Origin of the sequence: Rhizobium binxianense, from assembly GCF_028994275.1 — a bacterium.
Classification (GTDB): domain Bacteria; phylum Pseudomonadota; class Alphaproteobacteria; order Rhizobiales; family Rhizobiaceae; genus Rhizobium; species Rhizobium binxianense.
The window spans coordinates 1,190,728-1,212,706 of sequence record NZ_CP118713.1; the positions used below are offsets into that span (position 1 = coordinate 1,190,728).

Genomic DNA, 21,979 nt, shown 5'->3' on the forward strand with positions numbered 1-21,979 from the left:
TGTGATGGTTTATGCCGCGGATGGTATTAAGCCGGTCAGGGCAATGCCTGAACCGGATGCAGGTCGGCTCGCGCGCGTGGGGCCGGGCGAAAAGCTTTTCGGCACAGGTAAGACTGTTGCCGGCGCGACGCAGAACGATCCACCCCAGTGGATTGAGGTGTTTCTTCCCGACGACAAAACGACCGGGTGGATCCTCGCTGTCGATTTCAAGGAGGAGCCTGACCCAGCTCCCCGTCCCCTCGATGAAGAGTTTTTCGTCCGAAGCTGTCTGACTGTTGAGCGGGAACTCAACGCCGATACCAAGACCGCACCGTGGTATGTCGCTGCCGATTATCTGATCGCGCGCGCGATCTTTGAAACAGGCCTCTCCGCAGGTGGCGTGGGCTCGGCCGGGCCGATGGGACCGCTCGCTCTCACTTCGACGGAGTTCAGCGATTTCCTGACGTCGTCTGGTCTAGACCTCGCGAAAGAATTCGGTCCGGGTGACAGCCGATTGCTGCTAGCTCAGATATTCGCCTGCGGATACGCCATGAGCAAGACGGCCAAGGACTTCAGCAAGGCGAGCACCGCGAGGAGCAATCCCGTCAACGATGTCGATGTCCCGAGTTATCTGGATCTCTTTCTCGCTTACCTCATCGATCTAAGCACAGCCGTGGCTCTATCCGATCCAGTGTTGGACAAGTCGCAAACGTTGGCTCAGTTTGGTCTCACGAGCGCGACTATTTCTGCCCTCTCGGAACGATCGGGTCTCGCTGGAACGAAACCAGACACTACGGTTTCCGCGTTCCTTAAGAACGTCTCCGAAGTGCTCGCCCGTCTGCTCGACTCTGCATTCGACCGTATTAAAACCCTGGCGGCTGATGAGTTGCCTAAGGCCGAGGCGGGCGTTCCTCCATGGTTGATGATCGCGCGATCTGAACTGGCGCGGCCCGTAAGTGAAACGGTGAACGCAGACCGGATTCCGGTATATTTCGATGCAATCAGATTCGGAAACATCAACGGCAAGGTACCACATTGGTGCGGGGCATTCATCGGCTTCTGCATGAAGACTTCAGGAGCAAGCCTACCTGACGGGCCAGCCCGCGCGGCAAACTGGAAGACTTGGGGTAACCGCAGCTTTCCGCTTGGTGCATCGGACATTCCGTTGGGCGCTGTTGTCGTTTTGAAGCCCCAGGACCCCAAGACAAGTGGGCACGTCGCGTTCTTCGAGAAGTTCGCGGAAAACCGGAAAGTGGAATTGCTCGGAGGCAATCAGGACGATCAGGTCTCGCAGAAGCCGTTTGCCGTGACGGAAATTTCGGCGATACGAATGCTGGCCGAGGATCTTCCGTTTGGAGCGGCCGATGCCTTCGACATGACGAAGGCTGAGGTCAAGGCGGAGTTCCAGCGATACGGTGATCTCATCGTTGATAGATTCAAGCGAGCGGGTTTCAATACGCGACATCAACTGGCGGCGGCGTTGGCAAACGGGATAAGGGAGTCTGGCTTAAATCCCAGGGCAGTATCCGCTCCTCCGGAAAAGAGCTTCGGACTCTTCCAATGCAATCAGACAGCGGGTCTGGGAAAGGGGTACTCTGCTGAGCAACTCATGGACCCGGACCACAACATTGCGTTGATCATTGCCGAGGCCCGGCGGTCTCGTTCGTTCGTTTCAGCATCGACGCTCAAAGACGCTGTTGAGGCATTCGTGAGATATGTAGAGCGCCCGAAAGACACGTCGGGAGAGATCGACAAGCGAATGGCCATAGCGGGCCGATTGCTCGGAGCGTGATCAAGGCATGAGGCCGCGGACCGGTGCGCCGAAACCTGCTGGTCGTACAGTTCGATATTTTTGTAACCACGAGCTGCGCACTCTGAAGACGGCCACTAGGCAGGGACCGCCCAACACAGCGGCTTCCCTCAGTCTCAGGAATATCGCAAGGCGGCCAAACCCGCCAATTTATGAGTTTATGGCGGCCAGAGAATGAGTTGGAGTCGCTCAGTCTGCAGGTCGACCGCATTCTCAAGCGCGGATAGGAGGGTGACGCCCAGCAGGCGGACGTCTTTGCCGTGAAAGACGGGCTTGAGCAGAAGGTACACAATCTGCTCAAATCGCCCGCTGATGTCAGCGGGCGTTCACTGGTTCTTGTCCATGTAATCTGGGTGAAGTCGACGTATTGCACCGTCAACGTTACCGTCTTCGCCCTAGTGGCGCTGATCTCACAATAGCGCCAGACCTTGGCAATTAGCGGCCGCAGACTGTCAGAAGGGTCCTGTCGCCTCGACCATTTATCCTCTTGAAATTCCAATCAGAAATATCACGGTGTTTAGATTCCGCGATCTCTCACGTATGGCTGCAGAGCGGCGGGCGTCAGTGCGGTTTCTGAGCGATCGCGATCATCGATTTTGCCAGCAGCGGAATCCTGCCGACATATTCGAAGTCGACGTCTTCGAAGCCTGTTTCCAGCAGCAGTGTGCTCAGCGTTCCGGGAGACCAGAATTTGATGTGGCCATGGTCCTTGAGCGGCATGAAATGGTCGTCCATCTTGCCGCTGACGGCCAAGGCCAGATTTTTCCAGTAACCGTGAAACGGCGTCGACATCACGGCGATGCCGCCGGGCTTCACCAGATCGTACATGGTGGCCGAGAAAGCCTTGGGGTCATAAACGTGCTCAACCACTTCGAGGCTTATCACCGCATCGAAGGTCCCATACCGGCTGGAAAGATCTTCGTAACCGGAGCCGATCTCCAGCGGGAGATCGGGGTGGGCCGTTCTCGCTTTCGCAATGCCGTCCGCGGACGGGTCGACGCCGACGACATCATAGCCCTTTTCCGCAAGCACGGCTGCGGCGCCGCCGGTACCGCAGCCGAGGTCGAAGACCGCCGTTTCATTTGCCGCCTGAAAACTGTTCTCAAGAACATCGACAACGGCCGGCAAAATATAGGAATGGGCGGTCGTCGGTTTAGCATGCACATAGGTCGTCGCGTCTAGTTCGATAGACATTTTGCCTCCTGGAGTAGTGAGCCCGCCAACCCAATAATACGCAACACAAGGGTACGGCGGACTTTGACGGCAGTGTGGTGTCGCTGTGGTATTAAAGTGATTAGCGCGAAGGCGCTCGCAGCGGCTGGGCGCCGGGTCGTTCGGCTCTACCCGCTGCGCGCAGCATCCTTCAGCCTGATCACTATCCGAACCAAGCTGTCTCAAGGGCGATTGGTACCTGAGGATCGCCTTATGAAAGATCCGAAGTTGATTGACAGTGTGCCGGGAAGGTGCTGAGAACGGGCCGCAACCCGGATGCACCGCATTTTTGTCGGTCAACGGTCGCTAGGTCGGTGCTGGCGCTTCAACTATTTAAAATAAATAACGCAAGCAAATGCCATTTGAAGGTGTGGATTAAATAATACTGTAGTTTTTTATGGCGATCCATCAGTTGAGGGAGGTGGATTTTGTTGGATTTTGTTAAAACTGTACCGTTTTTAGAGTAAATAGCCAAATTTTTAACTTAACTAACGTGAAATCTCTTCGCATTCGTGTGGATGCGTTGTAGATTAACATTATCCTTGGTCACGATAGCCTAGTGCGAGCGTATGGCGGATATGAAGCAAAATCTAACTTGCAAACAGGCCCTCGCCAGTGCGTTCCAGGCTCTGTCGGACGAGGCCGTCAAAGCCGGCTGGTCGGAGGGCGATGTCGCCCTCGCGCTTGCTGAACTCGCCGAGGAGCGGGTGATCGAGATTACCGCCAAGGTGATCATGGAAGGCTCCATCCATCCCCAGTTCGCCGCCGGCGGCCGCAGCAGTTAATCTCAGAGCCACGGTGGAAACAACCAGGCTGCCGGTTGAAGAAAGCACCCGAACGGGGAGGGAAGGCGTTTTTTGCTCTCGCCTGCGCTCACTGCCTCCTGTTGTAAAAGCGGCCCCAACGCGCGGGACAGGATTTTGTTCCCTAATTTTGCTTCGGGGAAATCTGCGTAGTTGCTAAAGTTCAAGCCGTCGCGCATAATCATTTTTGTCGGTTGCGGAGGGCGGCCGGCAATGCAAGCGTGGATGCGTTTGCCCTCGGAGGAAATGCGGCGTGATGTTGCGATCATCAATCCATCCGCATGATTTACCGCTGTTTTCGGAAGATCTCGATCTGCTTTCAAAGGTGCTCGACAAGGTCTGCGACGAGCGCGGCCTCGTCAGGACAACGCCGGAGGCCGAGCGGATCGGTGCGGTCATCATTCAGCTCTACAGGCAGGGCGTGAAGGACGGCGGCAAACTCGCCGATTTGGCAAAGACCTATCTCTGATATTCAGTTCTGCTCGATCGAGACACCGTTCTTGCCGATGCTCATCTCGATCCCCTGCGGCTTGCTCTCCTCTTGGAAGATGCAAGCGCCGAGGCCGATGACGGCGGCGACGAGAATGCCGATGATGAGATAGAGACCATTGCTGCGGTTCAAGTGACTGTTCCTGATATGTGATGGGCCCCGATACGTGATGGGACAGCGGGAACGCCTAGGTGACCGATTGGTTCCGTCAGTCGTCGTTGGCGGCGTTGAGGTTCTCCGGCCGGATACCGTCGTCGCTCGTGGTGCGTGCGCGCAACCGGATGCCGGGGCCGCCTTCATCCTGATTGCCGCTTGACAGGAAGATGATGCCGTGCGCCTCGAGCGTGTTGCGCACATCGAACAGCGCATGCGGCTCGCCCGCAAATTCGCCGGTTTCCAGCGCCGCTACGGTCTCGACCGGCAGGCCGCTTGCGGCGGCGAGCTCTTCGATGCTCATCCCGATCATGGCGCGCGCGCCGCGTATCTGTGTTGCTGTTATCATGACGGAAAATCTAGCGCATTCACTGTAGTTCTCAAGTGGCGCGGGCCGATCAAGCGTCCTTCAATTTCACACCAAACAGATCGTCATGCATGCGCTCGACCGCGATCCCCATGCCTCCCATGAGGGCGGCCCGGTTCCCGAAACGGCTGATCTCGATGCGTGGCGGATAGGGCGTGCAACGCGGCAGGAAGCCGCGGATGGCGTTGACGAGTTCCGGTCTTGCGCCGATGCTGCCGCCAGTGATCACCAGTTCAGGATCGAGAGTTGCGCCGATTGCCGCAATGGCGACCGCCACCAGCCTTGCCGTCTCTTCGATTGCCGCGACGGCGCTTGTTTCTCCTGCATTGAACGCGGCGAAGAGATCGGCGACGGTGGATGCGTTGCGCCCGCCAAAACCGATATAGCGGCGCAGCATCGCGACGCTGCGGACCGCGGTCTCAAAGGTTCCCAGCGTAAAGCCGCCAGGATCAAAAGCATCTCCACCGATCGGAAGATAGGCGATCTCGCCGGCCGCGCCACGCGCGCCGCGCAACAGAGCGCCATTGGCGATGATGCCCATACCGACGCCGGTTCCGAGAGCAATGAAAGCAAAATTGCCGGTCTCGACACCGTGTCCCCGCCATCTCTCGCCTTGTGCGGCCAGATTGACGTCATTTTCGACGATCACCGGTATGCCCATCTTGTCGCTGAAGACCTGACGCAGATTGATGGCGTCAATGCCGGGAATGTTTGGCGCCACATTGATATGGCCGGTGGCAGGATCGAGCACGCCGGGACTGCCCAGAACGACGAGGCGGAGTTTGTCGGCGGTCGTTCCGGCCGCAGATGCGAGTTCAGCGACAAGATCGCTGAACTGATTGACGAGATGCATTCCGCCGCGCCGGTCTGTCGGCACTTTGGTTTCGGCAACCACATTTCCCAACAGATCGCAGATAGCCGCGGCAATCTTGGTGCCCCCGAGATCGATGGAGGCCGCCAATCCTGCCCTGGCATTGATTTCGTAGATGATCGCATTCCGTCCCGGGCGCCCATCGGTCTGCCCGATCGCTTTCAGCCATCCATCATCTTCGAGGTCGCGCACGACATCGGAAATCGTCTGTTTTGATAGGCCGGTAAGCTTCGCGATATCGGCGCGAGAGATCGACCCGCTCGCCAGGACAGTCCGGATCACGGCATGGGTTGAAATTTTTCGTGCGATTGGAGTCTGTACGACAGAAGAGGTCATTGCCATCCGGGCTAGCTCAATCCAATTAGTTCGGTGCGTATACTTAATTGGCGCGCTATTGGCTGGCCAATAGCGCGATACGGCGAATTCTGGGCTGTCTCTGATCGCATTTACCGGCTTTTGGTACACCAAGGCCTTCACTTTGTCTATGTCCTTGACAAAAGGAGGGCCGCCTGTAGGCTGGGATCAACGTGCGGGGATTGCCGATGATAAAGCCCTCGACTGATGGACAGCTTTCTGCCGAACAAGGCGTTTTACTGCCTGTCATGGCGCCACGCCTTCAGGCGGATGTTCATCCGGACGGCTATGCTGATCTCGCCCTTTGGGGCGCCGGCAGTCTGGGGCGCGTGAGATTTTCTGCAATCGGCGGCCCTTATACCTATGCCCCGAACCGAATGATCTCCAAACATGGCGGTGTTTTCGTCGCGCAGTCGCTGCCGGTGATGTTGATCCGCGGTGTGGGCCTTCGGGGCGTGTATCCCGCGCGTCGTTGCGCCTGGTGGCACGAGCCGGATGGGCAAAGCGCAAGCGCGAAGTTCACTCGGACCCATCATCGGAAGACTTTCGAAATGGCCTGGGGCGTACTCATTGTGGACGCTCTCGGGTCGGATCTGCGGATTGCCGTCGGCGCATCGAGAGACGAAGGCGAGAAAGCGCTCGACCTCACCAGTCAAGCGATCATTGCCGAAGCTGCCGAATATGTGGCGCGCTGTGATCTGACGCCCGACGCCGACCCGCTGATGCGCAGCATGGTCAGCCAGGGGATCCACGCCGCCCTTTCCAGCATCAGGCGGGATGAAAACGGCGCCTTCGCCGGCCTTGCCGCGGGGCAGGCCTATAGCGCTCCGGCGCGGACCTATTACCGCGATGGTTACTGGACGATGCAGCCGCTTCTGATGCTGGCACCGGAGGCGGTGCGCGACGAGATCCGGATTCTCGCCAAGGGAGTGCAGCCGGATGGAGAAGCGCCAAGCGGTGTGATCTTGACGGGGCCTGCGCAATCGCAGGCGTGGCAGCACTTTGTCGCCGACAGCAAGGCCAATCCCAAAACCCACAAAAGAGCCGTTCCGGAGTACCATAACCGACCGCAGGATTGGTGGAGCGACCATTTCGACAGCCCGCTTTTCTTCGTTCTTTTCCTGAACGACTATGTCAGCGCAACCAAAGACTTTGCGGAGGTGGAGCGACACTGGACGGTCGTGAAGGCGATCACGGACCGCTATCTCAGCCTGGCTGGTCCTGACAGCGTTCTCCCGCTGAAGCCGCGCAACGACCGGGATTGGGCCGACAACGTCTATCGCGAGGGGCTGGTCTCCTATGATCTGGGTCTTTTCGTCGGCGCCATGGACGCGGTGGCCAGGCTTGGCGAGGATCTCGATCCCAAGCTTGCCGAACGCGCACGCGAGACAGCAAATCTTGCCCGCGAAGAGATCGAGGCCAAGCTCTTTGTGCCGGCGACGGGAGGATATGTCGACTATGGAACGCCTGGCGCTTTTGTCGAAGATCATTTGGTGCTCGACAGCCTGACCTTGTCGCGGTTCGCTGCGATTTCGGGGCAGAAGGCCGTAGGCTTGCTGAGCGCTTTTGAAAGCAAACTCGAAACGCGTCACAATCAGGAACAGCCCTATGGCAGTTGGGGTGTGATGTGCGCCTATCCGCCCTTCAAGCGGCAAAGCGATCTGCGATCCAAGACCGCTTTTCCCTACCGCTACCATAATGGCTCGGACTGGCCCTATTGGGACGGCGCCTATGCCGAAGAACGCCTTCGCCACGGACTTGGAGGTGCGCGCTACGCGCTGACGCGCTGGTGGCAAACCTGTCTCGACAATGGCTGGATCGGTGCGGTGGAATATTTCTCGCCGCCATACGGGCGCGGCTCCCTGCTTCAGGGCTGGAGTACCATGCCGGCAGCAGTTGTTTTAAAATACGGACTTGACGCGGCAAATTCGGAGCCAATGTCATGAGCACGCTATCGGCTTCAGCCGGGTTCCCCATCGATGCGCATGGCAAAGGCGACGGAACCATCCCGCTCGAATTCGGAAAAGCCAAGGTGACGGTAGAAACCTTTGGCGCGTTCGTTGTTTGGATCGACACCGAGATGCACAGCTTTGACCCCATGCTTTCGAAGCGCCTGAAGCTCGGTGCCGATCATCCTGCGCCCCCAGCCGCCGGCCTGAAGTCCGGGAAGAATGTTGATGTGAAGATGCGCCGGGTAATCGTCTTGAAGCCACGTCGTTCCGCTGCGCGGATTTTGAATGCGTTCGATCACGTCGGCATCGCGCGGACGGCTGGGCGTCAGTCCGGCGGTCTGCTGGCGCACGAACGGCCACCAGTTTGCTTCCAGCTCTTTGTCGAATCCGCTGGTATCGGACACCCCGACGACATAGCCGACCGGCCGGTTGTCCTGCACGAGAACAAAGGCAAAGTCTCTGGAAAACTTGAGATAGGGGACCGACCAGATGTAACCGGGCAGATGCGGATCGCTATAAAGCGCGCCGGCATCCTCGCCGCCATTGGCGGTTTTCAGGCAGATGTCGAAAAGCGCTTCGGTATCGGCTTCAATCGCCGGGCGGATGAAGCAACTGGTGTCCATCGCTTTGCCACCTCCTGCGTGGCGCTTTGTCATCATCGGTCGCGAGAGAGACTCATGCATTGACGATTACCTCAGATTCGCAGGCCCGGCAAAGGCCTGGGGAAGGAAACGTTCGGCCGGTGCCCGGCGCCAAGGCTCGGACGGGGAGTGGAGAATAAACCAAATGAGGTGGAGCAGATGAAAAGAACCGTGAAATCGATCAGCATACTGCCGGCATACCGATTGAAAGCAGCTGTCGCGCTTGCCGGCGCGGCGCTTGTGAGTTTCGGCCTTTCCGCCGCCCGCGCCGACGATCTGGCCGTGTGGGATGACCAGACCTTCGAAGGCCAGAGCGCGGTCATCGAGCAACTGAATAAGGAGTTCGAAGCCGCACATCCCGGTGTCACGATCAAACGCACCGCCCGCACCTTCGATGACATGAAATTGACGCTGAAGCTTGCGGTTTCGGCAGGCGATGGCCCTGTCGTCACCAAGGTCAACCAGGGCGCCGGCGACATGGGCGCGATGGTCAAGGAAGGTTTGCTCCTGCCGGTCGACGACTACATCAAGACCTATGGGTGGGATAAGCGGCAGTCGGATTCCGTGCTGGCGCGAGACCGCTGGGATGGGCCGAAGTTTGGGGTCGGCAAGACCTACGGCATATCAGGCCTCGCCGAAATCGTCGGCCTCTATTACAACAAGAAGATCCTCGACGACGCGGGCGTGGCGCTGCCGCAGACCTTCGAAGAGCTTTTGGCCGATCTCGACAAGCTGAAGGAAAAAGGCGTCGCGCCCTTCATGATGGGCTCGGCCAAGCAGCATCTTGCCCTGCACATGATCGGTGCCATCGATCAGGCACATATCGACGCGGCCAATCGCGCCGAACTTGACGACCTGATCTACGGCAAAGGCGGCTCCTGGAACACCAAGGGGAACATCGAATCGGCCAAACTCGTGCAGCAATGGGCGCAGGGCGGCTATTTCTACCCAGGCTTCGAAGGCATCTCGGGTGACGACGCCGTCCAGCTTTTCATATCAGGGCAGGGCGCTTTCCTGATCTCCGGGACCTGGTACTTCGGTGACATGCAAAATAATCCGGATATCGGCTTCATGGCCATTCCCGCTCCGAAGGGTATTTCCAAGCCCATGAGTGTCGGCGGCGTGGATCTTGCCTGGGCGATAACGAGCCTTGCCAAAGACAAGGCAAAGCAGGACCTGGCCGGCGAGTACATCGACTATATGGTTTCGGAAAAGGCCGCTGAGAGCTGGGCCGCTGCCGGCTATCTTCCGGCAACATCGCTCCCGGCGGCTGCAAAGCCCAAGCTCACGCCGCTCCTGACCTCCGGCATCGAGATGTGGAAGACACTCAACGCCAATGATGCGCTCGGCCATTACCCCGATTGGTCCAGCCCGACGATGCTGAAGACGATCGACGACAACACCCCGCTTCTCCTGTCAGGCAAGATCACGCCCGAAGCCTTTGTCGATGCCATGGACAAGGATTATCAGGCTTATCTGAAGGACAAGAAGTAATAGCACGGGCGCGGGTCACGGCCGTCTGCCCGGCGGTCGTGGCCTGTGTCTCGTCGATCCTGAGTTGAAATGAGCGCCGGGAGCTGTGGCTTGCTGCGCGATGACCAGAGCTTTGGCTTCATGGGGTCCTGGATGAAACGCTCCGCACTTGATGGCTCGCAACATACCAATTTTATCTATTTATTGCCTGGATTGCTGCTCTACGCGGCTTTTGTCTTTGGACCGATTGTCGCGGCTTTGGGTTTGAGCCTGACCAGCTGGGATGGCTTGACCATGCCCAGATGGGTTGGCCTGGGCAATTACGCCGATCTCTTTTCCGACAGTCGATTTTATATTGCCTTGCGCAACAATGCCGAGCTCATGATCTTCTACTGCGTCCTGCCGCTCGTGCTCGGCATAACGCTTGCTGCCTGCGTCTGGAATTTGAAGCAACGCGAACAACTCGCCCTGCGGACGTTCCTGTTCCTGCCTTACATCATGCCGACCGCCGTGCTGGGCATCATCTGGGCCTGGCTCTACAATCCTGCATTCGGCCCGTTCAACCAGTTTTTGAGAGCCGTAGGATTGGGCAGGTTCGCATTACCCTGGCTCGGAGATTTCAATTTCGTGCTTCCCGCCGTTGGGATCGTTGCCACATGGTATTTCTTCGGTTTTTGCATGGTCATCTTCCTCACCGGAATTCAGCGCATCGACCCGTCTCTTTTCGACGCTGCCAAGGTCGACGGCGCTTCGGCGCGAAAGACCTTTTTCTGGATAACGCTGCCGCTTCTCATGCCTGAAATAAGGGTGGTTTTGCTGTTGACGGTCATAGCGTCAATCAAGAGCTTCGACCTCATTTTTACCATGACCCGCGGCGGGCCTGCCAATGCTACGCTGGTGCCGAATATCTACATGTATCAGCTCGGCTTCGAGCTCAATCGGTTCGGCGCCGCAGCGGCCATCGCCATTGTCGGCGCCTTGCTGACATTCGCAATCAACTATGCAATTCACCGGTTGGTGGGCTCAAGAAGTAAAGGATTGGCTTGATGAGCCGTTCGTCCAACATCCCCGCCGCCACGCTGTTCCTTCGCCTTGTCCTCTGGCTTCTCGCTTTCGTCACGATCACGCCGTTCCTGCTTCTGCTGCTGACGTCGATAAAGAGCAAGGCTGACGTTCTCAGGGGCGCATTTGCTTTGCCGGCCTATCCGCATTTCGAAAACTACGTCGATGCTTGGAATGCCGGGCATTTCAACATCTACTTCTGGAATTCGATCACTGTTGTCATACCCGTCGTTGCAGCCAGCGTTTTTCTCGGCCTGCTCACGGGCTTTGCCTTCGCCTACCTGTCGTTTCCGTTCCGGCGCACGCTGTTCGCGATCCTGACGCTCGGCATGATGGTGCCGGCGGAGGCCTTCATCATCCCGCTTTATTATGAAATGCGCTATCTCGGGCTGATCAATACCTATGCGGCTCTCATTGTGCCGCAGATCGCGATGTCGATCCCGTTCTCGACGATCTTCCTCGCCAGTGCGATGCAGCAATTGCCGGAGGAAGTTCTCGAAGCGGCGGTCCTCGATGGCGCCGGACGTTTCTATATCCTTCGCAAGATCGTTGTCCCGCTGATGATCCCGGCCATGTCGACACTGGCGCTGTTCCTGTTCATCTGGACCTGGAACGAGTTTCTCATTCCCTTCATTCTGGTCAATGACGACGCCTATCGGACGCTGCCGCTCGGCATGCTGTTTTTCCAGGGACGCTACACCGTCAACACGCCGGTCCTGACCGCCGGCGCGGTGATCGTCATTGCCCCGCTCATCCTGACCTATCTGGTTTTCCAGCGGCGGTTTATTGCCGGCTTGACGGCAGGCGCGACGAAATAGCCAGGCAGGCGCTTGGGAAGCTATCGCCGCCGGCCTCGCTTGTGACGCACTTCAAGCGCCGCAGGCGCTATGGCCTCCGGCCTCGCTTGTGACGCACTTCCAGCGCCGCGCAGCCCCAGACCGTGCCGAGCAGCAGATAGACGTGGCGCCAGTGGTCGATATCGATGACGTTGCCGATCGCCGCATGGCCGAGGACCGAGATCCAGGCGATCATCAGGAAGGGCTGCCACGGCCGGTCGAGCAGCAAGTATCGGAAGCCGAGCGCCAGCGTCCAGATTAGCATGCCGACATAGGTGACGAAGCCGAGCCAGCCATAGGTGGTGAGCGATTTCAGCCAGATATTGTGCTCGTCCTCGGGAAACATCGTGCCGAACACCAGCGGGCCGATGCCGAGCGGGCGCTCCATCATCATGGTGAAACCGATCCGGTGGCGCTCGAAGCGGCCGAGATGCTCGCCGTCATATTGCTGCACCAGCTGGGCGCGCGCCGAAAACAGTTCGGCGACCTTGGGGATCTGCAGCGCCACCAGCAGCGAGGCGACCAGCATGATGATTGCCGCCAGCGACAGGACCAGCACGCGCAGGCGAAAGGCGCCGCTGCGCTCCTTCAGCAGCATGATGAAAATCAGCAGCCCCACGCCGAGGGCGAAGAGCCCCCAGGCGGCGCGGGAAAAGGACAGGAAGATGCCGAGCGCCAGCACGAGCAGGGCGGCAGCCTTCAGCGGCGATTTCTTCAGGTCGCCCACCAGGATGCCGTGGACGAGATAGAGCGATGGCGGCACCAGGAAGGGGCCGAAGACGTTCGGATCCTGGAAGGCGCCCTTGGCGCGGTCATAGAGCGTGAATATCTCAGCGCCGGGAAAGGCGTGGAAATAACCGAATATGCCGAGCGCCGATGTGGCGACGGCAGCGAAAACCCAGGCGTTGAAGATCAGCGGCAGCCGCTTGTGGCTGTCCTCGATGATCGCTGCGTAGAAGACCGCCGTCAGCGCCAGGAAGGTCGAGACCGCAATATACATCGGCCCGGTTGCCAGATCCTTCATCTGCGTCAGCGACAGCATGCCGCCGATATTGAAGGTCAGCAGCAGGGCCAGCAACGGCGCCATGCCGCGGGAAATTTTGAGACCCAGGATGAACCAGAGGCCGATCAGCCCCGCCATCCAGAGTTCGTAGGGCGCCGGCTCGTCGATCACGAAGCCGGAGAGGAAGACGCCGAAGGCGACGAAGGCCGAGCCGATCAGGCGCAGCGTCATCCGCTGCGGTTGGGCGACACGGGGATATGTCGCCTCGATCGCGGTCAATAGGCGTTTTCCGTGTTGAGCAGCCGGATCGGCGTCAGGAACAGGATCTTGAGATCGAACCAAAGCGACCAGTTTTCGATGTAGTAAAGGTCGTAGGCCGTGCGGAACTTGATCTTCTCGTCATTGTCCACCTCGCCGCGCCAGCCGTTGATCTGTGCCCAGCCGGTGACACCGGGCTTGACGCGGTGGCGGGCGAAATAGCCCTCGACGACATCGCCAAAGGCGCGATCGCGGGCCTGGGCGAGAACGGCATGCGGGCGTGGGCCAACCAGCGAGAGTTCGCCCCTCAGCACGTTGAAAAGCTGCGGCAATTCGTCGATCGAGGTCTTGCGGATGAAACGCCCGACGCGGGTGACGCGCGGATCGCCCTTGGTCACCGCGGCCTTGCCCGTGGGGTCGGCCATGTTGGTGTACATCGAGCGGAATTTGAAGACGTTGATGACTTCGTTGTTGAAGCCATGGCGCTTCTGCATGAAGAAAACAGGGCCTTCGGAGGTTACCTTGATGGCGATCGCCGTCGCGACCATCAGCGGCCAGAGCAGTATAAGTGCGGCCAGCGCGAAGAAGATATCGAAGCCGCGCTTGGCGACGGAATCCCAGTCACGGATCGGCTTCTTGAAAATGTCGAGCATCGGCACCGAGCCGACATGCGAATAGGCCCGCGGCCGGAAGCGCAGCCGGTTGGCATGCGCGGCAAGGCGGATATCGACCGGCAAAACCCAGAGCTTCTTTAAAAGGTCGTAGATACGCGCCTCGGCCGACAGCGGCAGAGCGATGATCAGCATGTCGATGCGCGTCAGCCGCACGAATTCGACGAGTTCGGTCACGGTGCCGAGCTTCGGATAACCGGCGACCATGATCGGCGATCGCTTTTCCCCGCGATCGTCGAAGATGCCGCAGATGCGGATGTCGTTGTCGTCCTGCTGCTCAAGGATGCGGATCAGCTCCTTGGCCGGCTCGCCACCGCCGACAATGACGGCGCGTCGCTCCATGATGCCGTTGCGCGCCCAGTTGCGGATGCCGTAGGCGACGAGGAAGCGTTCGGCCGCAAGGAAGAGTGCAGCCGCGACGAACCATGGGATATAGGCATCGACCATTGCCCAGGTGGTGCCGCGAACCAGAGCGAACAGGCCGACGGTCAGGAGAAGCGCGATCGTCCACGACGCCAGAATGCGCGGCATCAGCCGCAGCTTTGCCCGAAGCGCGGGAATGGTGTAGGTATCGGCAAGCTGCAAGCCGATGACGGTCAAGGCCGAAGCGATCGCCGCCATGCCGGTCCGCACTAGCGAGGAATCGTTGCCGTCGCCGGGCCAGAAAAAGTGGACGATCAAGGCGATCGCGAAGAGCGCGAGGAATTCCAGCAGCCGCAATTGCCCGATAATGATGACAGGCGAATTGGTTCCATCGCGGAACTGTTCGGCGATCTGGCGGGCATAGGGGTTGATTTCGGTCGGGTCGGAAGGCTTTTGCTGACCCGCGTCGCCGCGCGCCTCGATGTCGGAGACCTGCTTGCGCAGGGCTTCCACGTCGAATTGATCGCCTTTTTCCAGCTTGTTCATGGGGGGCTTTTCGCTCGTTGACACCAAGCGATTACCAGAAAGCCCCTAAGAAACATTTACGAGGCGGCGGGCATTGTCTTGCCGGCGGCTGGATCGACGAGCTCATGGTACAATTTCAGGACATCGCGTGCCATGACGGCGGAGGAGAACACCGCCTTCACCGCCTCGGGCTTCGGCATCGTCTTGGCGTGCCAGCCGGGTGTGCTCAGCGTTTCCGCCATGACGCGGGCGAGATCGTCGGAATTGCCGGCCTCGACAAGTGCTGCGCTGTCTGCGCCGAGCACCTCGGGAATGCCGCCGACACGGCTGGCGATGATCGTCTTGCCGGCGCCGAGCCCCTCGAGCACGATGTAGGGCATGGCTTCGGCGCGCGAGGGAACGACGAGGTTCTGCGCCATGGAGAAAGCTTCATGGACCCGCATTGCCGGCAGCATGCCGATGCGCTTGCCGAGGCCGCGCTCGACCATCATCTCGCGGTAGCGGTCGCGATCCGGCCCGTCGCCGATCATCAGCGCCGACAGCGGCCTGCCGAGCAGCCGCTCGGTCTTGGCGAAGGCATCGACAAACAGATCGGGACCCTTGAGGTCCCGGAGCATTCCCACATAGATGAAATGCACGGCATCCGAGCGGGTGGGGATCGGCTCGAAATCGCGCTCGCTGATACCGTTATAGATCAGTCTCGTCTTCGTCCGCGGCTTGCCCACCTTGCGTGTATAGGTGTCGCGCTCATATTCACAGATGAAAACAAGCGCATCGGTGAAATATTCCTGCAGGCGCTCCATCCTGAGGACGAACTGTCCACCGAGCGAGGAGCGCGAATAATGCAGGCTTCCGCCGTGCGCGGTATAGAGGCGGGCTACGCGATACCTGTTCACCCGCAACGCTGAGCCGGCAAGTCGCGCGAGCACGCCGCCCTTGGCGCCGTGTCCGTGCAGCACATCCGGCCGCAAACTTTTGATTTTCTTATATGTATCCCACATCGTCGCAATGTCGGACGGGCTGATCGAACGCCGGATCGGCACACGTGTCAGGCCAAGCGAGAGATAGGGTCTTATATCGTCGAACAGGCTGTCCTCGTACTCGCCGCCGGTCGAGCTGTCGCAGAGGATGCCGATGTCATGACCGGCCTTGCTGTGTTCCTCGACGAGATCGCGGACATGGCGGAAAATTCCGCCGACCGGCGACCTGAAGCAATGGAGGATGCGGAGCGGCTGCTGTTCTGCCATCGCTCAGAAAAGCCGTTCGCGAACGTAGATCGTGTCGCCGGCGACGATCGGCCCCGATATGTTGATGCGGCCGGTCAGCACCTGTCCATTGATCTTGCGGGTGACGTCGACCATGCTCTGGTTGGCGCGGCTGGTAAAGCCGCCGGCGACCGCGATGGCATTCTGCACGGTCATGCCGGGGACATAGGCATACTGGCCGGGCTGGCCGACTTCACCCATGAGGAAGATCGAACGGTAGCGATCGACATCGATGGTGACGTCGGGATCGCGAAGATAGCCCTGCTGCAGTTTCTGGGCGATCTGCCCCGAGAGTTGCTGCAGGGTCCGGCCACGGGCAGGGACCTGGCCGATGAGCGGGAAGGCGATATAGCCTGCCTGATCCACCGTATAGGTGTTGGTCAGGCTCTGCTGGTCGAAAACGGTAACACGCAGCCGATCGCCGCTGTCGAGCGTATAGGGCTGGATGGTCGCCTCGTTGAAGGCCTTCGGAGCTGGCTTGTACGTCGTGCAGCTGCCCAATGCCGCCGTCATGGCTGCAAGGCTCAGGGCAAGAAGAATCTTGGGCTGGACGACAGACATCCGCTTGTGCTCACAGAAAATGAACTTGGTAGAGCCGTTATCGATCCGTTAGGGTTAATGCCCGGTAAAGGCCGCTTGCAATTTCCCGCGTTCCTTCACCGGCTGTTGGTCATGACCCGGCAGGATTGCCATTAACCGTTGAGTTACCATGGTCGTTTACGCTTGCGGCACCTTTGTTGTGGAGTAAGAGCATGTCCGGCGTAGCGCGTGATCAGGATGTGGACATCGACCTCGGCCAGTTGGTCCGCGCCGTCTGGGCGCGCCGGCTCAGGATTTTGGCGATTACCCTTGTGGGGGCGGGCGTCGCCTTTGCCGGTGCCAAAATCATGTCGCCGCAATACCGCAGCGAAACACGCATTCTCATCGAACCTCGCGCGCCGGCCTTTGCCAGCACACAGCAGGTCAATGACGCCAGCGCCGGTCCGCTGATGGATGAACTGAACATCGCCAGCCAGGTGCAGCTGCTGCAATCGGCCGATCTCCTCAAGAAGGTCATCAACGACCTGAAGCTTTATAACCTGCCGGAATTCGACGACGCCGCCAACGGCTCGGCGATGAGCAGTATCCTGGTGAAGCTGCACCTGAAGAAAAACCCGCTGGAGAACCCGCCGGAAGAGCGGGTGATCGACGCCTTCGTCGAACGCCTGCAGGTTTACCAGGTGCCGGGTTCGCGCGTCATCGGCATCAGTTTCACCTCGAAGGACCCCAAGCTCGCCGCCGCCATTCCGAACGCCATGGCGAATGTCTATCTTTCGACCCAGAGCGGCGCCAAGCTCGATTCCAATTCCGAAGCGACGCGTTGGCTGGAGCCGGAGATCGAGGGCCTGCGTCGCAAGGTCAGCGAGGCCGAAAAGAAGGTCGCCGAATACCGCACCTTGCACGGGCTGCTGCAGACGAACGGCACGACCACCTTTCCGGCGCTGCAGCTGAACGATATTTCCGCCGAGTTGACCCGCGTGCGCGGCGACAAGGCCAATGCCGAGGCGAGGGCGCAGGCTGTGCGCAATGCGCTGTCTTCAGGCGAGGCCTCCGACACGCTGCCTGACATCATGTCCTCCCAGGCGATCCAGCGGCTGAAGGCGACGGAATCCGGCCTGCAGTCGCAAATATCAGATCTGCAGACCAGCCTTCTCAACAGTCATCCCAGGCTGAAAAGCCTGCGCGCCCAGCTTTCCGATATCCGGAGCCAGATCCGCCAGGAGACGCAGAAGATCCTGGCGAGCATCGAAAACGAGTCCAAGGTCGCCGATTTAAGAGCAAGCGAGCTCGAGCGCCAGTCGGACACGGTGCAGGCCAACAGCGCCCGCGCCGGTGAAGACGAGGTCGGTCTCAATGCGCTGGAGCGCGAGGCCACCGCCCAGCGCCAGCTGCTCGAAACCTATCTGGTGCGCTACCGCGAGGCCGCTTCCCGCGCCGACAGCAATTCGAGCCCGGCGGATGCCCGGATCGTTTCCAAGGCCATCGAGCCGGTCGATCCCTATTTCCCGAAGGTGGTGCCGATCGTCGTCGTCGCTGCCGTCGCGACGCTGATCATGAGCGCCATCATCACCATGCTGGCCGAACTTTTCAGCGGTCGGGCGCTCCGCCCCGTGGATGCATCCCCTGAAGCAATCGAACCGGAGGCAGCCGTCGAGGAGAAGCATGTGCCGCAGGCCGCGCCGATCGCCGCTGCCGCCAGAAAGCCCGTCCAGCCGAGCATGCTCGCCGGTGTCGCGGCGGAAGAGGAGGCGATCGAGGACGTGAAGGCAGCCGAGGAGGCGCCGCAGGACGACAACGAATTCTCCGTCGCCTCCGTTGCGGACTATCTCACCGGCAGCCGCGCGCCGCTGGCCATTGCGATATCTCCGACCGGTGACAATGGCTCGGCGGCGACGGTCTTGCTGACCCGCATGCTCGCCGATGCCGGCCGCCGCGTCATCCTGATCGATATGACCGGGTCCGGCTACCCCACGGAACTGATGGCCGAGGACAATGCCGCTCTTGGCGTCACCGATCTGCTGTGCGGCGAGGCCGCCTTCGGCGACACCATCCACGGCGACCGCCTATCCGATGCTCATCTCATTCCCCAAGGCCGGAGTGACGTTCGCCGCGCCATGCGCGGCGTCGACCGGCTGTCGCTGCTGCTCGATGCGCTCGCCGCCGCCTATGACCTCGTGGTAGTCGAATGCGGTTCGGCCGATGTCGCCGGCGTCTCGCGGCTGACGCGCAGCCGCGACGTCGAGATCATCCTCTCGCTGCCGGAGGTCGAGGAGAGCATCTTCGTTGCCCTGATGACGGAATTCCAGGCTGCGGGTTACGAGCGCGTCGTGCTGATGTCGGGCGGTGACGGGGCCGAGCAGGAGTTCGGCCGGGCGGCCTGAACCGTCGGCCCATTCGCCTGAATGGCTAGCCGATCCGTGCCCGGATGCTCTGGGCGAATTTGTAGAGCTTAGGGCGCGCCTTGATATGCGCCTTGCCGCGGGTGACGATCCGGTGCGCCGCACCGGCGGCGACGCCGAACGGCGAGACCGGCAGCACCACGTCGTAATGCGCGGTCTCCACAGGCGCCCAGGAACGCTTGTAGGTCTGGTCGCCGAGGCCGAAATCGAACAGCGCGATACCCTTGCCATGCAGTCCCGAGATGGTCTGCCAATAGAGGAATTCGCCGGGGCTGGTATCCGGCACGAGTTCTTCGTCGATCGCGCCGAACTGGCAGATGATGTGGTCGCCCTTGCGCGAAATCCCTGAAATGGCGGCGATCCGCTCTTCCTGCCCGCCCTTAAGCCGCAGTACATGCATCTGCAGCCCGAAATACCGCCTGCCGTCATCCTGCTTGTCGATGAGGCCGTGCAGGAAAGCCCGCGTTTCCTTGTCGGCGAAGACGTCGGGCAGGCCGAGGCTGGCGAAGCGGACGCTCTTCAGGCGGAAGAACATATCGAGCAGACGGTGCTGTTCTTCCGATGTCTCGGGGGTAACGTATTCGAAGCCGCCGGCCGCCTCGAGACGTTTCGACTGAACGCGGAATTTCTTGCGCCGGTTCTTGGCGTTGAGCTGCTTCAGCGTCTCCTCGAAAGTGGAGAGGAACGGCAGCTGGTAGGCATGGTTCTGGTTCCGCACCATCGGCAGCCCCGCAAGCGGGCTCTGCCGCCCGCGCCATTCCAGCGGAATGTTCTGCAGCAGCAGCAGATCGGCACGGCCTTTCAGCGCTCGCTGCAGCCGGTCGGCGAAGTCGTGAGGATCGATGGTCCCGCCGGTTTCAGCAAAGCCTTCCGAGAACAGGCCGGTATTGATGTTGCTGTGATCGGCGGCGATGAATTTTGCAACAGTGAGCCCGCGGGACTTGACGATCTCGACCGGCAGAATGAACGCGGCCTGGCCGCTATAGGTGCCTTTGAGGATTGCAAGCGGCCGCTGGAATGCGTTCACCCAGGCGGCGCACCAGTCGTAACTCTGATGCAGCGACTGGAGATTGTCGTGCTCCAGCGCCCGCCACTCCTCCTCCAGCGGCTGCATCGTGTCGAAGACTTCGATGTCGATTTCAGCCATGGCGAGTTTCATGCTCAGCTGGCGCAGGCGCGAAATGACCGTATCGGCCGGCGCCACGCCCTCGGACGGCTGTTCATGGGCATCGAACTTTTGCGTCTGCACGGCTTCTCTCCGGTCAACAATGCTGATCGGGAAGGTAGGTATGCCGAACGTATATTTGGTTTACTCGCAGGCGCTGGGCGAGGTTTTCCGCCGATCACGGTTATTCGGCCGTTAATGGCCCTAAAGCATGTCGCGCAAAAGTGTGCAGCGGTTTTGCGACAACGACATGCGTAAAAACAAAGACCTAAAGCGCGACAAGCGAATCTGAAAGATCGCGACGCGCTTTAGCGCTGCCGCGGTCCGGCCATCCATTTGATGATCACCATTGCCGGTAGGACCCAGAGCAGGCCGGTGAGCAGGAAATAGAGCAGGTGCCCCCACCAGGGCGCGTTGCCGAGCGTTGCCACCGCAATCGTATTCGCCACCAGCGCATAGACCAGCACGAGCACGATGATGAGGATCGTGCCGATGAATTTGCGGAGGCGGATGGGCATCGGTTATCTCTCGGCGGGGACGGGACGAACCGGCGCGACGGCATGCCGCAAAGGTTCGGGGCTTGTTTTGCATGAGCCGGTGGGGCAAATCAACTGCCGGACAGAAGGAGACATCATGGCCGTCGCAAACCCGACCACGGAACAGGCGATCCTGAGCGAAATGCGCAAGCAGAACCGCGACCGCCGCGCCTTGCGCTTCTGGCTGGGTTTCGTGCTTTTGGCGCTCTTCTGTCTCGTGCTCGTCGGTGGCGCCACGCGGCTGACCAATTCCGGCCTGTCGATCACAGAATGGAAGCCGATTCACGGCGTCATCCCGCCGCTCTCGGCTGCCGAATGGGAGGAGGAATTCCGCCTCTACCAGCGTATTCCCGAATTTCAGCAATTGAACAGCTCCATGACCGTCGACGAGTTCAAGGGCATCTTCTGGTGGGAATGGGCGCATCGGCTGATTGCCCGCGGCATCGGCGTGATCTTTGCGCTGCCGCTCCTCTATTTCTGGCTGACGGGGCGGATCGAAAAGCGCCTGCGCTGGCCGCTGGTCGGCATCCTGGCGCTCGGCGGCCTGCAGGGCTTTATCGGCTGGTGGATGGTGTCCTCGGGGCTGTCGGTTCGCACCGACGTCAGCCAGTACCGGTTGGCGACGCATCTCGTCATGGCCTGCCTGATCTTTGCCGGCTGCATGTGGATCATGCGTGGTCTCTCGCCACATTCCAACGATCGGGTGCCGTCACGCAGCTCGCGCGGCTTTGCCGCCGCGATCGCCATTTTCGCGCTGTTCCAGATCTATCTCGGCGCCCTGGTGGCGGGGCTCGACGCCGGTTTTTCCTACAATACCTGGCCGCTGATGGATGGCGCCGTCATCCCCTCCGATCTGATGATCCAGCAGCCGTTCTGGATCAATGTCTTCGAGAACCCCAAGACGGTGCAGTTCATCCACCGTTTCGGCGCCTATACGCTCTTCGCGTTGACGCTCGTCAATATGGTGATTGCGCTTCGCGCCGCGCCATCGACGACCCATGCACGCCGCGCCGTGCTGCTCTTCGCGCTGGTGACGCTGCAGGCGGCGATCGGCATCGCCACGCTGCTGATGCAGGTGCCGCTGCACTGGGGCCTGCTGCATCAGGCCGGGGCGCTTGTTGTTTTCGGTTTCGCTGTCGCCAACTGGCGCGGCTTTTACGGCGAATACCCGCACGGAACGATGATCGCCGAGCGCGATTGAAGCTGGGCCTCCAGGTGGCGGCGCGCACGGATGAAAGTCGTTCATCACCA

Annotated in this window: 22 protein-coding genes; 9 read left to right on the forward strand and 13 right to left on the reverse strand. The window is 60.1% G+C overall.

All coding sequences use genetic code 11. The features are described from left to right. Positions 1-4: 4 nt before the first annotated feature. The gene (locus PO860_RS05925; RefSeq protein ID WP_275038217.1) at positions 5-1,771 is read left to right on the forward strand and encodes a phage tail tip lysozyme; all 1,767 of its coding nucleotides are present in this window, start codon (positions 5-7) and stop codon (positions 1,769-1,771) included. Here the strand turns inward: PO860_RS05925 and PO860_RS22280 are convergent. Together PO860_RS22280 and PO860_RS05930 are read right to left on the reverse strand one after the other, a co-directional pair. Continuing rightward, positions 1,665-2,288: a DinB/UmuC family translesion DNA polymerase gene (locus PO860_RS22280; protein ID WP_369685963.1), complete on the reverse strand. Its 624-nt coding sequence runs from the start codon at positions 2,286-2,288 to the stop codon at positions 1,665-1,667. The two genes, PO860_RS05925 and PO860_RS22280, sit on opposite strands and share 107 nt — an antisense overlap. A gap of 62 nt (positions 2,289-2,350) precedes the next feature. Further along, positions 2,351-2,983, reverse strand: a complete 633-nt coding sequence (locus PO860_RS05930) for a class I SAM-dependent methyltransferase (protein WP_183606484.1) — start codon at positions 2,981-2,983, stop codon at positions 2,351-2,353. 587 nt (positions 2,984-3,570) lie between these two features. Between PO860_RS05930 and PO860_RS05935 the strand changes: the two genes are divergently transcribed. Beyond that, positions 3,571-3,786 (forward strand): hypothetical protein, encoded by a 216-nt coding sequence (locus PO860_RS05935; RefSeq protein ID WP_183606485.1) that lies wholly within the window; start codon positions 3,571-3,573, stop codon positions 3,784-3,786. A gap of 2 nt (positions 3,787-3,788) precedes the next feature. Here the strand turns inward: PO860_RS05935 and PO860_RS05940 are convergent, their stop codons facing one another. Next, positions 3,789-4,073 (reverse strand): hypothetical protein, encoded by a 285-nt coding sequence (locus tag PO860_RS05940; RefSeq protein WP_275038218.1) that lies wholly within the window; start codon positions 4,071-4,073, stop codon positions 3,789-3,791. Here PO860_RS05940 and PO860_RS05945 point away from each other — a divergent pair. Beyond that, entirely contained in the window at positions 4,061-4,273 is a 213-nt protein-coding gene (locus PO860_RS05945; protein WP_097617610.1) for a hypothetical protein, read from the forward strand. The two genes, PO860_RS05940 and PO860_RS05945, sit on opposite strands and share 13 nt — an antisense overlap. A 3-nt stretch (positions 4,274-4,276) precedes the next feature. Here the strand turns inward: PO860_RS05945 and PO860_RS05950 are convergent, their stop codons facing one another. The 3 genes from PO860_RS05950 to PO860_RS05960 form a co-directional block, all read right to left on the reverse strand. Continuing rightward, positions 4,277-4,426: a hypothetical protein gene (locus PO860_RS05950; RefSeq protein ID WP_275038219.1), complete on the reverse strand. Its 150-nt coding sequence runs from the start codon at positions 4,424-4,426 to the stop codon at positions 4,277-4,279. Positions 4,427-4,502: 76 nt separating this feature from the next. Continuing rightward, complete coding sequence (locus PO860_RS05955) at positions 4,503-4,796, reverse strand: helix-turn-helix domain-containing protein (RefSeq protein WP_183606486.1); 294 nt, start codon at positions 4,794-4,796, stop codon at positions 4,503-4,505. 49 nt (positions 4,797-4,845) lie between these two features. Beyond that, positions 4,846-6,027 (reverse strand): ROK family transcriptional regulator, encoded by a 1,182-nt coding sequence (locus tag PO860_RS05960; RefSeq protein ID WP_275038357.1) that lies wholly within the window; start codon positions 6,025-6,027, stop codon positions 4,846-4,848. Between the two features lie 200 nt (positions 6,028-6,227). Here PO860_RS05960 and PO860_RS05965 point away from each other — a divergent pair, with 200 nt between their 5' ends. Next, entirely contained in the window at positions 6,228-7,985 is a 1,758-nt protein-coding gene (locus PO860_RS05965) for a glucosidase family protein (RefSeq protein WP_275038220.1), read from the forward strand. 14 nt (positions 7,986-7,999) lie between these two features. Here the strand turns inward: PO860_RS05965 and PO860_RS05970 are convergent, their stop codons facing one another. Next, positions 8,000-8,614, reverse strand: a complete 615-nt coding sequence (locus PO860_RS05970) for a GNAT family N-acetyltransferase (protein ID WP_275038221.1) — start codon at positions 8,612-8,614, stop codon at positions 8,000-8,002. A 177-nt stretch (positions 8,615-8,791) separates the two neighbouring features. Here PO860_RS05970 and PO860_RS05975 point away from each other — a divergent pair, with 177 nt between their 5' ends. From PO860_RS05975 to PO860_RS05985, 3 genes are all read left to right on the forward strand, one after another. Continuing rightward, positions 8,792-10,126 (forward strand): extracellular solute-binding protein, encoded by a 1,335-nt coding sequence (locus PO860_RS05975; RefSeq protein ID WP_275038222.1) that lies wholly within the window; start codon positions 8,792-8,794, stop codon positions 10,124-10,126. Positions 10,127-10,258: 132 nt separating this feature from the next. Continuing rightward, positions 10,259-11,152: a carbohydrate ABC transporter permease gene (locus PO860_RS05980; RefSeq protein WP_275038358.1), complete on the forward strand. Its 894-nt coding sequence runs from the start codon at positions 10,259-10,261 to the stop codon at positions 11,150-11,152. Next, the gene (locus tag PO860_RS05985; RefSeq protein WP_273884034.1) at positions 11,152-11,985 is read left to right on the forward strand and encodes a carbohydrate ABC transporter permease; all 834 of its coding nucleotides are present in this window, start codon (positions 11,152-11,154) and stop codon (positions 11,983-11,985) included. Before PO860_RS05980 ends, PO860_RS05985 begins: the two co-directional genes overlap by 1 nt. Before the next feature lie 67 nt (positions 11,986-12,052). On the opposite strand, the gene PO860_RS05990 is transcribed toward PO860_RS05985, so the two are convergent. The 4 genes from PO860_RS05990 to PO860_RS06005 are packed head-to-tail and all read right to left on the reverse strand — an operon-like array spanning position 12,053 to position 16,649. Beyond that, positions 12,053-13,285 (reverse strand): O-antigen ligase family protein, encoded by a 1,233-nt coding sequence (locus PO860_RS05990; RefSeq protein ID WP_275038223.1) that lies wholly within the window; start codon positions 13,283-13,285, stop codon positions 12,053-12,055. Next, positions 13,282-14,844: an undecaprenyl-phosphate glucose phosphotransferase gene (locus tag PO860_RS05995; protein WP_273884032.1), complete on the reverse strand. Its 1,563-nt coding sequence runs from the start codon at positions 14,842-14,844 to the stop codon at positions 13,282-13,284. Before PO860_RS05995 ends, PO860_RS05990 begins: the two co-directional genes overlap by 4 nt. Before the next feature lie 56 nt (positions 14,845-14,900). Beyond that, positions 14,901-16,070 (reverse strand): glycosyltransferase family 4 protein, encoded by a 1,170-nt coding sequence (locus tag PO860_RS06000; protein ID WP_183606494.1) that lies wholly within the window; start codon positions 16,068-16,070, stop codon positions 14,901-14,903. Positions 16,071-16,073: 3 nt separating this feature from the next. Continuing rightward, a complete protein-coding gene (locus PO860_RS06005) occupies positions 16,074-16,649 on the reverse strand; it encodes a polysaccharide biosynthesis/export family protein (RefSeq protein ID WP_183606495.1) in 576 nt (191 codons plus the stop codon). A gap of 191 nt (positions 16,650-16,840) precedes the next feature. Between PO860_RS06005 and PO860_RS06010 the strand changes: the two genes are divergently transcribed. Next, positions 16,841-19,009, forward strand: a complete 2,169-nt coding sequence (locus tag PO860_RS06010; protein WP_275038224.1) for a GumC family protein — start codon at positions 16,841-16,843, stop codon at positions 19,007-19,009. Between the two features lie 25 nt (positions 19,010-19,034). Here the strand turns inward: PO860_RS06010 and PO860_RS06015 are convergent, their stop codons facing one another. Continuing rightward, positions 19,035-20,276, reverse strand: a complete 1,242-nt coding sequence (locus PO860_RS06015) for a GNAT family N-acetyltransferase (RefSeq protein WP_183606497.1) — start codon at positions 20,274-20,276, stop codon at positions 19,035-19,037. A gap of 224 nt (positions 20,277-20,500) precedes the next feature. Beyond that, entirely contained in the window at positions 20,501-20,710 is a 210-nt protein-coding gene (locus tag PO860_RS06020; protein WP_097617622.1) for a DUF2842 domain-containing protein, read from the reverse strand. A 115-nt stretch (positions 20,711-20,825) separates the two neighbouring features. On the opposite strand from PO860_RS06020, the gene PO860_RS06025 reads away from it, so the two are divergent. Beyond that, a complete protein-coding gene (locus PO860_RS06025; RefSeq protein WP_183606498.1) occupies positions 20,826-21,929 on the forward strand; it encodes a COX15/CtaA family protein in 1,104 nt (367 codons plus the stop codon). Positions 21,930-21,979 lie beyond the last annotated feature (50 nt).

Excerpts from the sequence above, each read along its gene's own strand:
- PO860_RS05925 (WP_275038217.1), top strand. The coding sequence starts at position 5 with ATGGTTTATGCCGCGGATGGTATTAAGCCGGTCAGGGCAATGCCTGAA.
- PO860_RS05930 (WP_183606484.1), bottom strand. The coding sequence starts at position 2,983 with ATGTCTATCGAACTAGACGCGACGACCTATGTGCATGCTAAACCGACG.
- PO860_RS05935 (WP_183606485.1), top strand. The coding sequence starts at position 3,571 with ATGGCGGATATGAAGCAAAATCTAACTTGCAAACAGGCCCTCGCCAGT.
- PO860_RS05945 (WP_097617610.1), top strand. The coding sequence starts at position 4,061 with ATGTTGCGATCATCAATCCATCCGCATGATTTACCGCTGTTTTCGGAA.
- PO860_RS05940 (WP_275038218.1), bottom strand. The coding sequence starts at position 4,073 with ATGATCGCAACATCACGCCGCATTTCCTCCGAGGGCAAACGCATCCAC.
- PO860_RS05955 (WP_183606486.1), bottom strand. The coding sequence starts at position 4,796 with ATGATAACAGCAACACAGATACGCGGCGCGCGCGCCATGATCGGGATG.
- PO860_RS05960 (WP_275038357.1), bottom strand. The coding sequence starts at position 6,027 with ATGGCAATGACCTCTTCTGTCGTACAGACTCCAATCGCACGAAAAATT.
- PO860_RS05965 (WP_275038220.1), top strand. The coding sequence starts at position 6,228 with ATGATAAAGCCCTCGACTGATGGACAGCTTTCTGCCGAACAAGGCGTT.
- PO860_RS05970 (WP_275038221.1), bottom strand. The coding sequence starts at position 8,614 with ATGGACACCAGTTGCTTCATCCGCCCGGCGATTGAAGCCGATACCGAA.
- PO860_RS05975 (WP_275038222.1), top strand. The coding sequence starts at position 8,792 with ATGAAAAGAACCGTGAAATCGATCAGCATACTGCCGGCATACCGATTG.
- PO860_RS05980 (WP_275038358.1), top strand. The coding sequence starts at position 10,259 with ATGAAACGCTCCGCACTTGATGGCTCGCAACATACCAATTTTATCTAT.
- PO860_RS05985 (WP_273884034.1), top strand. The coding sequence starts at position 11,152 with ATGAGCCGTTCGTCCAACATCCCCGCCGCCACGCTGTTCCTTCGCCTT.
- PO860_RS05995 (WP_273884032.1), bottom strand. The coding sequence starts at position 14,844 with ATGAACAAGCTGGAAAAAGGCGATCAATTCGACGTGGAAGCCCTGCGC.
- PO860_RS06000 (WP_183606494.1), bottom strand. The coding sequence starts at position 16,070 with ATGGCAGAACAGCAGCCGCTCCGCATCCTCCATTGCTTCAGGTCGCCG.
- PO860_RS06005 (WP_183606495.1), bottom strand. The coding sequence starts at position 16,649 with ATGTCTGTCGTCCAGCCCAAGATTCTTCTTGCCCTGAGCCTTGCAGCC.
- PO860_RS06010 (WP_275038224.1), top strand. The coding sequence starts at position 16,841 with ATGTCCGGCGTAGCGCGTGATCAGGATGTGGACATCGACCTCGGCCAG.
- PO860_RS06020 (WP_097617622.1), bottom strand. The coding sequence starts at position 20,710 with ATGCCCATCCGCCTCCGCAAATTCATCGGCACGATCCTCATCATCGTG.
- PO860_RS06025 (WP_183606498.1), top strand. The coding sequence starts at position 20,826 with ATGGCCGTCGCAAACCCGACCACGGAACAGGCGATCCTGAGCGAAATG.